The organism is Streptomyces sp. NPDC001093, assembly GCF_040298985.1.
Lineage (GTDB): Bacteria > Actinomycetota > Actinomycetes > Streptomycetales > Streptomycetaceae > Streptomyces.
The window spans coordinates 1-13,512 of sequence record NZ_JBEPBF010000190.1 but is presented as its reverse complement, the minus strand read 5'-3'; the positions used below and the strand labels follow the sequence as shown (position 1 = coordinate 13,512).

Sequence of the window (13,512 nt, the reverse complement as noted above, 5' to 3'; positions counted from 1 at the left end):
TCCTCGGTGCTTTCCAGGTTCCCGCTCTCGCGTTTCCCTTTCCGGCGGTTCCGACTCTATCAGATCCTTTCGGCGTCTGACTCCCAGTCAGGGGGTTTGTCTTCCCGGCCGTTGGGCCGTTCCGACGCCTCAAACCTTAGCGGATCCGCTCGGCGATTCCCAATCGGGCCGCCGGGCTTCCATTCGAATTGAATTCGGGCACGCCGAAAACAACCCGTTCGGGAGATCCTGCTGATGATGTGAGGGGTGCCGCTCGAGGCGGCGGAGGTGCTGCCGAAGAACCGTTACGGCTCTGTGGCAACCCGAAGAACTTTACGGAGCGGCCAGGGGTGTGTCAACACCACCTGTCAAGATTTTTTACGGCGAGCTCAGTCGAGGTCGCTGAGCCGGCCGCCGGCGTCCGGCTGGGCGTGCTCCACCCTGCGCAGGAGCCTGGTCAGGACCTCGCCGAGCACGGCGCGCTCCGCAGGTGTCAGGTCCTGGAGCAGGTCCTCCTCGAAGACGGTCGCGAGGCGCATGGCCTCCAGCCACTTCTCACGGCCCTCCGGGGTCAGCTCCACGATCACCCGGACGCGGTTGGACTCGTCACGCTCCCGGGTGACGAGCCCCTCGGCCACCAGGCGGTCGATCCGGTGGGTCATCGCGGCCGGGGTGAGACCGAGGCGCTTGGCGAGGTCGCTGGGGCCCATGCGGTAGGGGGCGCCGGAGAGGACGAGTGCCTTGAGCACCTCCCACTCCGCGTTGCTGATGCCCAGGCCGGCGGTCTGGCGGCCGTACGCGACGTTCATGCGGCGGTTGAGCCGGGAGAGCGCCGACACGATCTTCTCGACCTGGGGATCCAGGTCCCGGAACTCGCGCTGGTAGGCGGCGATCTGCTCTTCGAGCGTCGGCTCTGTGACGTCGGGGGCTGTGTCGGCCATGGCCGCAGTATCGCACGCAGGCCCTTTGCGTTGAAGTCCTTCCATGTGTAGTCTTTAGCTTCGAACTTTAGCTTTGAAGTCTTCAGGTCTAACTAGTGAGAGAGGTGAACGTGACCAGGGCGATGGGCGCAGCGATGCGCCGGATCCACGTGGGCAACGCACTCAGCGCGTTCGGGCTCGGCTTCACCGTCCCCTACCTGTACGTCTACGTGGCGCAGGTGCGAGGACTGGGAGCCATGACGGCGGGACTCGTGCTCGCCGTCTTCGCCGTGGCCGCGCTGATCGTGCTGCCGTTCGCCGGCAGGGCGATCGTGCGGCGCGGCCCGCTGCCGGTCCTGCTCGCCGCCCTGGTCACCGCCGCGCTCGGCGCGCTGAGCCTGGGACTCGCGGGCAACTCCGTCGCCGTACTGCTGTCGGCCGCGGCGCTCGGTGCCGGGCAGGCCGTGATGCAGCCGGCTCTGGCGACGATGATCGTGGACTGCTCCACCGCCGACACGCGGTCGCGGGCGTTCGCCATGCAGTTCTTCCTGCAGAACCTGGGGCTCGGTACAGGCGGTCTCATCGGCGGTCATCTCGTCGACGCCACGCGCGTGTCGTCGTTCACGCTGCTGTTCGCGATCGAAGCGGCGATGTTCCTGCTGCTGGTCGGAGTGATGGCGACCGTGCGGATGCCGCACTCGCCGCGGATCGAGGATGCCCCGGCCCAGTCGGCGCAGGGCAGCTGGAAGCGGCTGCTCGGAAACCGGGCGATGGTGCAGCTGTGTGTGCTGGGCTTCGTGCTGTTCTTCGCCTGCTACGGCCAGTTCGAGTCCGGGCTGAGCGCGTACGGCGTCGAGGCCGCCGGGATATCCACCTCCGCGCTGGGGACGGCCCTGGCCGCGAACACGCTGATGATCGTGGTCGCCCAGTTCGCCGTGCTGAGGTTCGTGGAGCGCAGCCGGCGGTCCCGGGTCATCGCCGGTGTCGGTCTGATCTGGGCCGTGGCCTGGCTGGCGGCCGGGTACGCGGGGCTGGGGCACGGCAGCCAGGAGATGGCGACGGCCGCGTTCGTGTCGACGTACGCGCTGTTCGGACTGGGTGAGGCGATGCTGTCGCCGACGGTCGCTCCGCTGGTCGCGGACTTGGCTCCCGAGGGGATGGCCGGGCAGTACAACTCTGCGTTTGCGCTGGTCAAGCAGTTGGCGCTGGCGGTCGGTCCGGCGGTGGGCGGGCCGCTGGGTGCCTCGCTGCACGGGCCGTACATCGTGACGTTCCTGCTGTTCTCGCTGGGGATCACGGTGCTGGCGCTGCGGCTGGGGCGGCGGCTCACCCCCGTCCAGGACCGGCCGTGGGCGGCGCGTGGCACCCGGGTGGTCGCCCGGGGCGGGACGCCCGCGGAGCCGGTGGCCGCGGAGGCGTAAGGCACCGGGTGCTGCTGCGGGGCGCGTGTGGGGTGCTGGTCGCTGAGAGGTGCCGCGTCTCGATGGCGACGGGGCTGCGGCTCCCCAGGGGCGCGGGGAACCGGGCGGCCAGCCCCCACCGACCCGCACCCGGCAACGGCCGGGTCCCCCGCGCGGCGCCTAGCTCTTCGGCAGCACGAACTCGCACCACACAGCCTTGCCGCCGCCAGGTGTCCGGCGGCAGCCCCAGTGGGACGCGATCGTCGCCACGATGGCGATGCCCCGGCCCGACTCGTCCCCCGGTTCCGCGCGCCGGCGTCGGGGAAGGTGATCGTCCCCGTCCGTCACCTCGATGATCAGGCGGCGGTCGGTGCGGCGGAGCCGGAGCCGCATGGGCGGGGTGCCGTGCTGGAGGGAGTTGGCGACCAACTCGCTCGCGGCGAGGACACCGAGATCGTGGAGCTCGACCGGGAAGCGCCAACTCGTCAGCACGCCGGAGGCGAACGCGCGGGCGCGGGGAGCCGCTTCGACGCCGCCGAGGAGTTCCAGGGCCGCGTTGCGGAAGAGGTCGCCGTCGGGGCCCGTACGGGCGGGGTGCTGGAGGACGAGGACGGCCACGTCGTCGTCGTGGTCGGCGGTGACGCCGGCCGAGCGGACCAGGCGGTCGCAGACGACCTGCGGGGAGCCGGTGGCTCCGGCGAGGGCGCCTTCGAGGGCCGCGATGCCCTCGTCCAGGTCCTCGTCGCGGCGTTCGACCAGGCCGTCCGTGTAGAGGACGGCCGTGGAGCCCGGGCCGAGGGCGATGGAGCCCGACGCGTGCATCCAGCCGCCGGTGCCGAGCGGCGGGCCGGTGGGCTCGTCGGCGCGGGAGACGGTCCCGTTCTCGTCGCGGACCAGGATCGGCAGGTGCCCGGCGGAGGCGTACACCAACCTTCCCTCGTTGGGGTCGTGGACGGCGTAGACGCAGGTGGCGATCTGGTTGGGGTCGATCTCGGTGGCGAGGCCGTCCAGCAGCTGGAGCACCTCGTGCGGGGGGAGGTCCAGGCGGGCGTAGGCCCGGACGGCCGTACGCAATTGGCCCATGACCGCCGCTGCCCGCACACCCCGTCCCATGACGTCGCCGATCACCAGGGCCGTGCGGCCGCCGCCGAGGGTGATCACGTCGTACCAGTCACCGCCGACCGCGGCCTCGGTGCCGCCGGGGTGGTAGGTGGCGGCGATGCGCAGGTCGTCGGGCTGTTCCAGTTCCTGCGGGAGCAGGGACCGCTGGAGGGTCACCGCCGTCTCGCGCTGGCGGCGCTCGCTGGCGCGCAGCCGCTCTCCGGCCTCGGCGTGGTCGGTGACGTCGGTGGCGAAGACGAGCACGCCGCCGTCGCGGTCGCCGTCCTCGTCGACCGGGGTGCAGGTGAACGTGTAGGAGCGGCCGTCCACGGCCTTGCGGGACTTCAGGGTGCGGGGCTTGCCGCTGCGCAGCACCTGGTCGAGGAGCGGGAGCAGGCCCAGTTCGGCGAGTTCGGGCAGCGCCTCGCGGGCGGGTGTGCCCATGGACCGTACGCCGAAGGCCGTCACGTAGGCGTCGTTGAGGTACGCGATGCGGTGGTCGGGGCCGTGCACCAGGGCGACCAGGGCCGGGACGCGGTCGAGGACGTCGCGCGCGGGCAGTTCGTCGACGGCGGGCACCGGGGCTGTGCCGTCGGCCCGCTGTCCGGCGCGGGCCGCGGGCACGGAGCCTTCCCCCCGCCGGTCCGGGGAGACCGGGGTCTCGTTCCGCGCGGCGGCGCGGCGCTGCGTTCCGGGGAGCCGGGCGCTCCAGCGCGTGAAGTTCACTTGGGAAGAAGCCTCGTGGGTGCTGAGGGCGGGCGGGTGGCTCGTCCGAGGACGTGGGGCAGTCTGGCAGGGGGCGCGCCGCGGCGACATCGGTCAGACGCCTGGGCGGGCCGGGTAGTTCCTTGCTCCGGTCAGGACGACCCCTTCGGGTCGTCCGAGGGGCTGTGAGGAGGCTTTCCACCGGCAGCGAGTTCGAACTCCGCTCGCGGATGTTCGAGCGAACCGAGCGAGACGATCTCCCGCTTGAAGAGTCCCGCCAGGGTCCATTCCGCCAGCACGCGGGCCTTTCGGTTGAAGGTGGGCACCCTGTTGAGGTGGTACACGCGGTGCATGAACCAGGCAGGGTAGCCCTTCAGCCTGCGCCCGTAGACCTGGGCGACGCCCTTGTGCAGGCCGAGGGAGGCGACCGAGCCGACGTACTTGTGGGCGTACGTCTCAAGGGGCTCGCCGCGCAGCGCGTGGGCGATGTTGTCGCCGAGGGTGCGGGCCTGGCGGACGGCGTGCTGGGCGTTGGGGGCGGTCTCGGTGCCGGGTTCCGCGGCGGTGACGTCGGGTACGGCGGCCGCGTCCCCGGCCGCCCAGGCGTGCTCCGTGCCGTCGACGGTCAGCTGGGCGGTGCACCTCAGCCGGCCGCGCGCGGTGAGCGGCAGGTCGGTGGCGGCGAGCAGGGGGCTGGGCTTGACGCCGGCGGTCCACACGACCGTACGGGTCGGGAAGCGCTGGCCGTCGCTGAGGACGGCGACGCGGCCGGCGCAGGAGTCCAGGCGGGTGTCGAGGAGGACCTGGATGTTGCGGCGGCGCAGCTGGGTGACGGTGTAGCGGCCCATCTCCTCGCCGACCTCGGGGAGGATGCGGTCGGTGGCCTCCACGAGGATCCACTTCATGTCCTCGGGGCGGACGTTGTGGTAGTAGCGGGCGGCGTAGCGGGCCATGTCCTCCAGTTCGGCGAGCGCCTCCACGCCCGCGTAGCCGCCGCCGACGAAGACGAAGGTGAGGGCGGCGTCGCGGATCGCGGGGTCGCGGGTGGAGGAGGCGATGTCCATCTGCTCGATGACGTGGTTGCGCAGGCCGATGGCCTCTTCGACGGTCTTGAAGCCGATGCCGTACTCGGCGAGGCCGGGGATGGGCAGAGTGCGGGAGATCGAGCCGGGGGCCAGCACTAGCTCGTCGTAACCGAGGAGTTCGGCCGGTTTTCCCTCCTCGGCGGTGGCGAGCGTGGTGACGGCGGCGGTGCGCACCGCGTGGTCGACGGACGTCACCTCCCCGACGACTACGTGGCACTGGTCCAGGACACGACGCAGTGGTACGACGACATGCCGAGGGGAAATCGAACCGGCGGCCGCTTCGGGGAGGAACGGCTGGTACGTCATGTAGGGGTCGGGAGTGACGACGGTGATGTCGACCTCACCCCGCCTGAGCTCGGCCTTCAGCCTCCGCTGCAGCCGCAGTGCCGTGTACATCCCGACGTAGCCGCCGCCGACAACCAGAATGCGCGCACGTTCCTTCACCATCCCATGACGCACCCGGCGCTGTTGTTTGTCCACAGCCCCGGCAATTTGTGTGACCGGCCGCCAGGTGTGCGCACCGGCGGGAGCGGTGTCGGGGCGGGACGAAAGGGGGCAGGTCAGCGGGTGCGGGCGTGGGGGAGCGAAGGTGCGGAAACGGGACGTACGAGACCCGTACTCCGATCGGGGGGCGCACTGTGCGGAACCTGCCCCTTCTGAATTGACTTCCTCTCAACTATGTTCGTGTGTCGACGGGGTGTAGGGAATGTGGTCGAACGGGTGCCGCGACGGCCGGGCCCGGTCGAGAAGGACGTCAGTTCCACGCACTTCGGATCACTGACGGGGAGTCTCCGGGGGGAGACGTCATTACCGGGGGAAACACATGCATGTTCAGGACACGCATTGGTCATCCGCAGCCACCATCGCACCGGGTGGCGGGGCGATGAGCGCGGCGGTGGGCAACGGACGCGCGGACGCGGCGCGTACGACACCGCTGCGGGTGGACGCACAGCGCAATCTGGAGCACGTGCTGCGCGCGGCACGTGAGGTCTTCGGCGAGCTGGGGTACGGCGCGCCGATGGAGGACGTGGCCCGGCGGGCCCGGGTGGGTGTCGGCACGGTGTACCGGCGCTTTCCCAGCAAGGACGTGCTGGTCCGGCGGATAGCCGAGGAGGAGACCGCGCGGCTGACCGAGCAGGCGCGGGCCGCGCTCGGGCAGGAGGACGAGCCGTGGTCGGCGCTGTCCCGGTTCCTGCGGACGTCCGTGGCGTCGGGGGCGGGGCGGTTGCTGCCGCCGCAGGTCCTGCGGGTCGGCTCCGCGCAGGGCTCCGCCGGTCCGGCCGGGTCGGGTGGTTCGGGCGTGGCGCCCGCCGAGGAGGCCCGGGTGCCTCAGCAGCGGGTGCAGCCGGGGGCCGGTGAGCTTCGGCTGGTGCCCGGGGAGTCCGCCGGGGCCGCTGACGACGGCGGGGTCGGGGCGTTGCTCGATGTGGTCGGGCAGTTGGTGGAGCGGGCGCGGGCGGCTGGTGAGCTGCGGGCGGACGTGTCCGTGGGGGATGTGCTGCTGGTGATCGCCACGGCGGCGCCGTCCCTGCCGGATGCGGCTCAGCAGGCGGCGGCTTCCGCGCGGCTGCTGGACATCCTGCTGGAGGGGTTGCGGTCGCGGCCGGCGTAGGGGGTTCGGTAGCCGGTTGGGGGTGAGTGATGCCGTAGCCGTCGGGCTGCGGGTGCGTGGGGGCTGGTCGCGCAGTTCCCCGCGCCCCTGCCGGAACTGCGGCTCACTCATTCGAGTGGCGGCCGGAGGTCTGTGCTGACAAGGGCCCTCGGATGAGTGGATGCCGTGAACAAGGGATCCTTGAACAAAAGACAATGTGGCACTCTGAGCCGGTGACGGGTTGGGCTGGGCCGGCGTCGGGGGCTTTCCGCGATGGGCGTTGACGGGTGGGACGAGTCACGCGGTGACGACGCGGGTGCGGAGGCCGCCGCGGGACCGACCCCGCCCCAGGTGCCGAAACAGGGCGGGCGTCCGGCTTCCTCCGCCGGACGGAGCGGGAAGAGCGTGCCGGCCCAGCGCGAGGGCAGCGTGCTGCCGCCGGCCCGGGAGATGCCGCCCGACGACGGCGAGCTGATCGGGCGGATGCGCGGCGGTGACGACTCCGCCTACGCGGAGCTCTACCGGCGGCACGCGGACTCCGTGCGGCGGTATGCGCGCACCTGCTGCCGGGACGGGCACACCGCCGACGACCTGACGGCCGAGGTCTTCGCCCGGATGCTGCAGGCGGTGCGCGGCGGATCGGGGCCCGAGCACGCCGTGCGGGCCTATCTGTTGACCTCCGTGCGGCGCGTGGCCGCGCACTGGACCAAGTCCGCCCGGCGCGAGCAGCTCGTGGACGACTTCGCCGTCTTCGCCCAGCGGTCCGCGCGCGCCTCCGAGGTCTCCGACGACGGCACTCTGGACCTCGGCGCCGATGTGCGCGCGATGCACGAGGCCGAGCAGTCCATGGCGATGCGGGCCTTCCGTTCGCTGCCCGAGCGCTGGCAGGCCGTGCTGTGGCACACCGAGGTGGAGGACGAGTCCCCGAGTGAAGTGGCCGTGCTGTTCGGGCTGGACGCCAACGGCACCCGCGTGCTGGCGAGCCGCGCCCGCGAGGGGCTGAAGCAGGCCTACCTCCAGGCCCACGTCAGCGCCTCCCTCGCCGGTGACGAGGAGTGCGCCCGCTACGCCGACCAGCTCGGCACCTACGCCCGCCGCAAACTGCGCATCCGCGCCGAACGGGGCCTGCGCAAGCACCTGGAGGAATGCGCCAGGTGCCGGCTGGCGGCCGCGCAGATCGAAGAGGTCGCCGGCGGCATCCCCGGTGTCGTCCCGGTCGCGGTCATCGGCTGGTTCGGCGCCGCCGGGTACGCCAAGGCGCTCGGCATCATCGCCGGCAGCGCCGGGGCGGGGGCGGCGGGTGCCGCCGCGGCGGGTGCCGGGTCGTCGTCCGGCGGGGCCGGCGGTGCGGGCGGTGCCGCTGCCTCGGAGGGGCTCGGGGCACCGGTGAAGGCGGGGATAGCCGCCGGTGTGGTCGCGGTGGCCGCCGCCGCGGTGGCACTGGCCCTGGTGAACGACAGCCATCCGCCGGCGAAGGAGGTCGCCAGGCCGTCGCCGTCCGCGCCCGTCGTACGGCCCCCGGCGTCGACGCCGGCCCCGCCGGGGAAGAAGCCCTCGCCGGAGCCCGTGGTGCTCGCGCCCGCGCCGGAGCCCGTGGTGCTCGCGCCCGAGCCGGCCCCCACCCCGACGCCGACGCCCACTCCGAAACCGGCGCCCAGGCCGGCTCCCAGGCCCACCCCGACGCCCACCCCCACGCCGACACCGACTCCCAGACCGACCCCGACGCCCACCCCGCCGCCCGCGCCCACCGTCTACGAGCTGAGCGACCTCGGTTACGACGTCGACGGCGACGGCACCAGGCCCGAGATCCAGCTCGCCGAGAGCAGCTGGGTGTGGCAGCGCTACGGCATGTCGATCGGCGGCGAGCAGTACGCGCGCGGGGTGACCGTGCACGGCGAGTCCTCCGTCCTCATCGCCCTCAACCGGCAGTGCACCGCCTACGACGCACTGGCCGGCGTGGACGACATGACGCTCGGCCTCGGCAAGGTGTCCTTCTCCGTCTGGGCCGACGGGGTCCGGCTGTGGCAGTCCGGGATGGTCAAGGGACACGACCGGGCCGTGCCCGTCCATGTGGACCTCACCGGGCGCAGGACCGTACGGCTCGTCGTACGGCCGCACGGCGACGTCTTCGACCAGGCGGCGCTCGCGGACTGGGCGGAGTCCCGGCTTACCTGCCGGTAGACGGGACGGCCGGGAGAACGGAAGGCCGGGAGAACGGTGGTGGTCCTCACCGGCCGCGTTCGACGGCCGCCTCCGCCGCGCCGAGCTCCCGCAGTACGTCGGCCACGCCGAGGGACGAGCCCCGGGCGCGCTCGGCCGCGTACCGCCCGGGCGGCAGGGCCGCGCGGGCGTCGGCCTGCACCCGGACGGCCTCGCCGCGTTCCGGCTCGGGACGCGGATTGCCGTCGCGCCAGTGGTCCGCGGCGGCGAACAGCCGGACCGCACCGGCCAGATCGCCGCACCGGGCCCGCAGGCCGGCCGCGAGGTCCACCAGCCCCGCCGTGATCGACTCGGCGCACCGCTGGGCCACGGCCACGCGGAGCGCCTCGGCGGCGATCGGCAGCCCGTGGGCGGGGCCCGACTCGTCGGCGGCCAGGAGCGCCTCGACACTGCGCAGGGCCGCCTCGAACTGCGGTGGCGGGGTGCCGCCGCGGGCCGTGGCGCGGGTCTCCTCGTACAGCTCGCGGGCACGGGCGGTCTGCCCTTCGTGCAGGGCGATGTGGGCGCGCAGCAGCAGCACGAAGGCACGCGACTCCGGCACCCCGTACCGGTCGGCGGCCGTTCCCGCCTCCTCCAGGGCGGCCAGCGCGGTCTTCGGGTCGCCGGAGCGGTAGGAGATCTCGGCGAGCCGGGCCAGCAGGAACGGCGACTCGGCGTACGCCCCCACCTCGTAGGCCAGGCGCAGTGCCTCCTCGTACTCACCGCGCGCCTCGGCGAACCTGCCGCGGGCCATGGCCGCCTCGCCGGCCGCGCTGCACACCTGGGCCCGCATCCAGCGGTCCCCGACGCGCCGGCTGAGCGTGCGTAGCTCGGTCAGGTCCTCGTCCACGCCCCGCAGGTTGCCCGGGGAGTCGACGACCACATGGGTGCGGTACATCAGGGAGACGCCGATCTCCCAGTCGCCGCCGTACGCACGGCAGTTGGCCACGGCCGCCGCCAGGTACGGGCCGACGTCCACCAGGCCGCCCAGGTAGTAGGCGGTCAGCGGCCACACGATGCCCGGGAGCCGGGCGGCTTGGGGGCCACCGCACTCGTAGGCGGCGCGGACGCGCGCGATGTACTCCGGGGCGCGTGGGTCGGCCGCGAGGTGCTCGGTGCCCGATTCGAAGGTCAGGAAAAGGTCGAGCATCCGCAGGTCCATCCGCAGCTCCCGCAGCGGATGCCCGGCCTCGCCGTCGGGCACGGCGAGGAAGGCGCCCACCGGGTCGGCCGACTCCACCAGGGACATCAGGTCGGGGCCGGCCCCGAGAGGGTCCGCACTCGCCGAGGGGTTCGGCGAAGCCGAGGGCGTCGGGGTCGCCAGGGTGTCCAGGGCCACGCCCAGGCGGAGGACCAGGCGGACCCAGGCCACCGCCTCCTGGCGGTGGTTGCGGAGCCACCAGAACCAGCCGATGGCCAGGACGATCGCGCCCGCCTCCGGCTCGTCGCCGGCGCGCACGGAGCGGTCCAGGGCCGCCCGGACGTTGTCCAGCTCGGTCTCCAGGCGGGAGATCCACGGCAGTTGGTCCCCCGACCGCAGACGCGGTTCGGCCTCCTCGACCAGCGCTCGCACCCACGCGCGATGCCGGCGCTCGGCCGTGGCACGCAGTCCGGGGACCTCGGCGGCGCGCTCGGTGGCGTACTCGTGGATGGTCTCCAGCATGCGGTAGCGCATGCCGCCGGAGCCGTCGGGGCCGCTGGGTGCGGCCACGACGAGGGACTTGTCGACGAGGGCGCCGATCAGGTCGGCCGCCGGGCCGGTGCACACAGCCTCGGCCGCCGCGAGGTCCCAGCCGCCGGCGAAGACGGACGCCTCGCGCAACACCGTGCGCTCGCGCTCGTCCAGCAGGTCCCAGGACCAGTCGACGACCGCGCGCAGGGTCTGCTGGCGGGGCAGGACCGTACGGCTTCCGGAGGTGAGCAGGCGGAAGCGGTCGTCGAGCCGGTCGGCGATCTGCCGTGGGGTCAGCAGCCTGAGCCGGGCGGCGGCCAGCTCGATGGCGAGCGGCAGCCCGTCCAGGCGGCGGCAGATCTCCGCCACGGCCCCGGTGTCGGAGAGCACCGCGTCGGCGTCGGGACGGACGGCCTTCGCGCGCTCGGCGAACAGGCGGTGCGCCTGCTCCGGGACGAGGGGCTCGACCGGGCGCACCGACTCACCGGGGACGCCCAGGGGTTCACGGCTGGTCGCGAGGATCGTGAGCCCCGGGCAGTGGGTGAGGAGGGTCTCGGCGAGGGCGGCGGCCGCGCCGACGACATGTTCGCAGTTGTCAAGGATCAGGAGTTGGCTGCGCGGGGCGCAGTACTCGATCAGCAGGGCGACGGGGTCGGCCTGCGGGGCCGCCAGCTCGTTGGTCAGCAGCACGGTCTCGCGCAGACCGAGCGCGCTGACCACGGCGCCGGGCACCGCCTCCGGATGGTCGAGCGGGGCCAGCTCGACCAGCCATGCCTGGGGGAGCCCTGCGGCGGCCTCCTCGGCGAGGCGGGTCTTTCCCGAGCCGCCCGGTCCGGTGAGCGTGACCAGGCGGGCCCTGTGCACATCGGAACGAATGGCCTCGAGTTCCGGTTCCCGCCCGACGAAGGACGTCAGGCGGGGGCGGAGATTGCCGGTGCGCTCGGGGGGTTGGGCGGGAGTGGGGGACGACTCGGAGACCCTCGGCTGCCCCGGTCCCTGCTGCCTGAGCAACGACGCGTGCAGGGCTCTGAGTTCCGGGCCCGGGTCGGTGCCGAGGGTGTCGGCGAGGGTGCGGCGGGCGGACTCGTACGCGGCGAGGGCGTCGGCGGTGCGGCCGGCGTCGCGCAGGGCCCGGATGTGCAGGGCGTGCAGGGGCTCGTCCAACGGGTGCACCGTGGTGAGTTCCGCCAGTTCCGGTACGACGTCCGGGGCGCGGCCGAGGTCGAGGGCGGCGGCGGCACGCGCGCGGGTGGCCTCCAGGCGCAGGGCCTCCGGGCGGGTGGCGGCGCTGCGGTCGGGGAGGTCGGCGAGGGCGGGACCGTGCCAGAGGGCGAGGGCCTCGGTGAGGGTGCGGTGGGCGGTGGCCGGGTCGCCGGTGGTGAGGGCCTCGGTGCCGGTGAGGACCAGGCGCTCGAAGACGTACAGGTCGACGTCGTCCTCGGTCGCCTCGAGGCGGTAGCCGCCCGGGGCGGAGGCGACGGTGTGGTGGCCGAGGGTGCGGCGGAGGCGGCCGACGAGGGCCTGGAGGGCGGCGGGGGCGTCGCTCGGATGGTCGTCGGCCCAGATCTCGTCGATGAGGGTTTCGGGGGTGGTGGTGCGGCCTGGGCGCAGGGCCAGGGCGGTGAGGAGCGTGCGCAGGCGCGGGCCGCCGATGGGTACGGGGGTGCCCTGGCCGTCCGCTGCTTGGGCCACGCCCAGGATTCTGTACCGCACCTGGTCATTGTCGCGGGGGTGCGGGGTGGGGGGCACGGGGGTTTCGCCGGCGGCGCCCGACCGGTGCCCGGCGCTGGGGCGGGGCGGCGCTGGGGTGGGGCGGGCCGAGGTGGGTCGCTCACCGGCGTCGCGGGGACCAGCGTCCCCGGCCTTCACGCGCCGGAGGCCAAGGCTCCCCTCCTCGGCTGGATCCCGGAGGGCACCGCACGCGCTCGTGCCGGAGTTCCCGTCCAGCACGTTCCGCGGCGGGAGAGCAGGCGGTGGAGCCAGAGTTCGAGGGAGACGAGGTCGGCGAGGCCGTCGAGGGGGAGGGGGTCGCCGCCGGCGGCGGCGCGCAGGGCCTTGCGGATGACGCGGGCCTCCACCAGGCCGGCGTCGGCCAGCAGGGGGGTGGCGAAGAGGTCCTGGAGGGGGTCCGCCGCCACGCGCAGGCCCGTGCGTGCGGCCGCGGCCGAGGAGGCGTGGGAGGGGGCGCCCCAGCCGGGCGGGAGGTCGGTGACGCCGGCGCCCTCCAGGACCGTACGGAGGATCGCGGAACGAGCCCCGGGCTGGACGCGCAGGGCCTCCGGGAGGGCGCGGCAGGCGCGGACGACCTGGTTGTCGAGGAACGGCGCGTGCAGGCGCTGGGAGCGGATCTCGGCGGCCTGTTCCAGGACGCGCAGGTCGGCGGCGTGGCGGGCGAGGGCGGCACGCGCGCGGTACTCGCCGGGACGCTGGACGCCGGTTGCCGAGCGGTCCGCCTCCGCCTGCAGCAGAACCGATACTTCGGCCAGTGCCTCCCCCGTCAGCCAGCGGGCCGCCGGCCCGGGTCTGGCCCAGGTCAGCGCGGCGAGGGACGCGCCGACCGCTCCCCCGGGCTCGTCGAAGTGGCGCCGCATCAGCCGCTCGGCCAGCACCTCGAGGCCCGTCCGGTAGGGCGTGCGGGCGAGCCGGCGGGCGGCGCCGTACACGCGCGCGGGGACCATCACCGAGCCGTCGGCCTTGGCGAGCGCGGCGACCGGGCGGACCAGATGACGCCGTTTGCGGTCCATCAGGAGGTCGGCGAGGCGGGATCACCTCGGCACCCAGGGCGGACAGCTCTTGCGCCAACTCCCGCATCCCAGGGGCCTGTTCACCCCGACGGCTGGTCAGCAGCAGACGACGCACA

The 13,512-nt window shown here is 73.6% G+C and carries 7 protein-coding genes and 1 pseudogene; 3 read left to right on the top strand and 5 right to left on the bottom strand.

All coding sequences use genetic code 11. The annotated features are described in order from the left end of the window. Positions 1 to 368: 368 nt before the first annotated feature. A complete protein-coding gene (locus ABT288_RS46385) occupies positions 369 to 920 on the bottom strand; it encodes a MarR family winged helix-turn-helix transcriptional regulator (RefSeq protein WP_351622066.1) in 552 nt (183 codons plus the stop codon). Positions 921 to 1,030: 110 nt separating this feature from the next. Between ABT288_RS46385 and ABT288_RS46380 the strand changes: the two genes are divergently transcribed. Then, on the top strand, positions 1,031 to 2,320 hold the full coding sequence (locus ABT288_RS46380) for an MFS transporter (protein ID WP_351622063.1): 1,290 nt from the start codon (positions 1,031 to 1,033) through the stop codon (positions 2,318 to 2,320). Between the two features lie 159 nt (positions 2,321 to 2,479). On the opposite strand, the gene ABT288_RS46375 is transcribed toward ABT288_RS46380, so the two are convergent. Next, positions 2,480 to 4,126, bottom strand: a complete 1,647-nt coding sequence (locus ABT288_RS46375) for an ATP-binding SpoIIE family protein phosphatase (RefSeq protein ID WP_351622055.1) — start codon at positions 4,124 to 4,126, stop codon at positions 2,480 to 2,482. Positions 4,127 to 4,257: 131 nt separating this feature from the next. Next, the gene (locus ABT288_RS46370; RefSeq protein WP_351622053.1) at positions 4,258 to 5,637 is read right to left on the bottom strand and encodes an NAD(P)/FAD-dependent oxidoreductase; all 1,380 of its coding nucleotides are present in this window, start codon (positions 5,635 to 5,637) and stop codon (positions 4,258 to 4,260) included. Positions 5,638 to 6,013: 376 nt separating this feature from the next. On the opposite strand from ABT288_RS46370, the gene ABT288_RS46365 reads away from it, so the two are divergent. Both ABT288_RS46365 and ABT288_RS46360 read left to right on the top strand, forming a co-directional pair. Continuing rightward, positions 6,014 to 6,802, top strand: a complete 789-nt coding sequence (locus ABT288_RS46365; RefSeq protein WP_351622050.1) for a TetR/AcrR family transcriptional regulator — start codon at positions 6,014 to 6,016, stop codon at positions 6,800 to 6,802. Positions 6,803 to 7,054: 252 nt separating this feature from the next. Further along, the gene (locus ABT288_RS46360; RefSeq protein WP_351622047.1) at positions 7,055 to 8,962 is read left to right on the top strand and encodes a sigma-70 family RNA polymerase sigma factor; all 1,908 of its coding nucleotides are present in this window, start codon (positions 7,055 to 7,057) and stop codon (positions 8,960 to 8,962) included. Between the two features lie 46 nt (positions 8,963 to 9,008). Here the strand turns inward: ABT288_RS46360 and ABT288_RS46355 are convergent, their stop codons facing one another. Both ABT288_RS46355 and ABT288_RS46350 read right to left on the bottom strand, forming a co-directional pair. Continuing rightward, positions 9,009 to 12,365: an AfsR/SARP family transcriptional regulator gene (locus tag ABT288_RS46355; RefSeq protein ID WP_351622045.1), complete on the bottom strand. Its 3,357-nt coding sequence runs from the start codon at positions 12,363 to 12,365 to the stop codon at positions 9,009 to 9,011. 152 nt (positions 12,366 to 12,517) lie between these two features. Then, positions 12,518 to 13,417 (bottom strand): annotated as a pseudogene (locus tag ABT288_RS46350) (asparagine synthase-related protein); the annotation flags it as partial. Between the last annotated feature and the right edge of the window lie 95 nt (positions 13,418 to 13,512).

Bases quoted from the DNA above. Each gene is read 5' to 3' on its own strand.
- ABT288_RS46370 (WP_351622053.1), bottom strand. From the start codon at position 5,637: ATGGTGAAGGAACGTGCGCGCATTCTGGTTGTCGGCGGCGGCTACGTC.
- ABT288_RS46360 (WP_351622047.1), top strand. From the start codon at position 7,055: ATGGGCGTTGACGGGTGGGACGAGTCACGCGGTGACGACGCGGGTGCG.
- ABT288_RS46365 (WP_351622050.1), top strand. From the start codon at position 6,014: ATGCATGTTCAGGACACGCATTGGTCATCCGCAGCCACCATCGCACCG.
- ABT288_RS46385 (WP_351622066.1), bottom strand. From the start codon at position 920: ATGGCCGACACAGCCCCCGACGTCACAGAGCCGACGCTCGAAGAGCAG.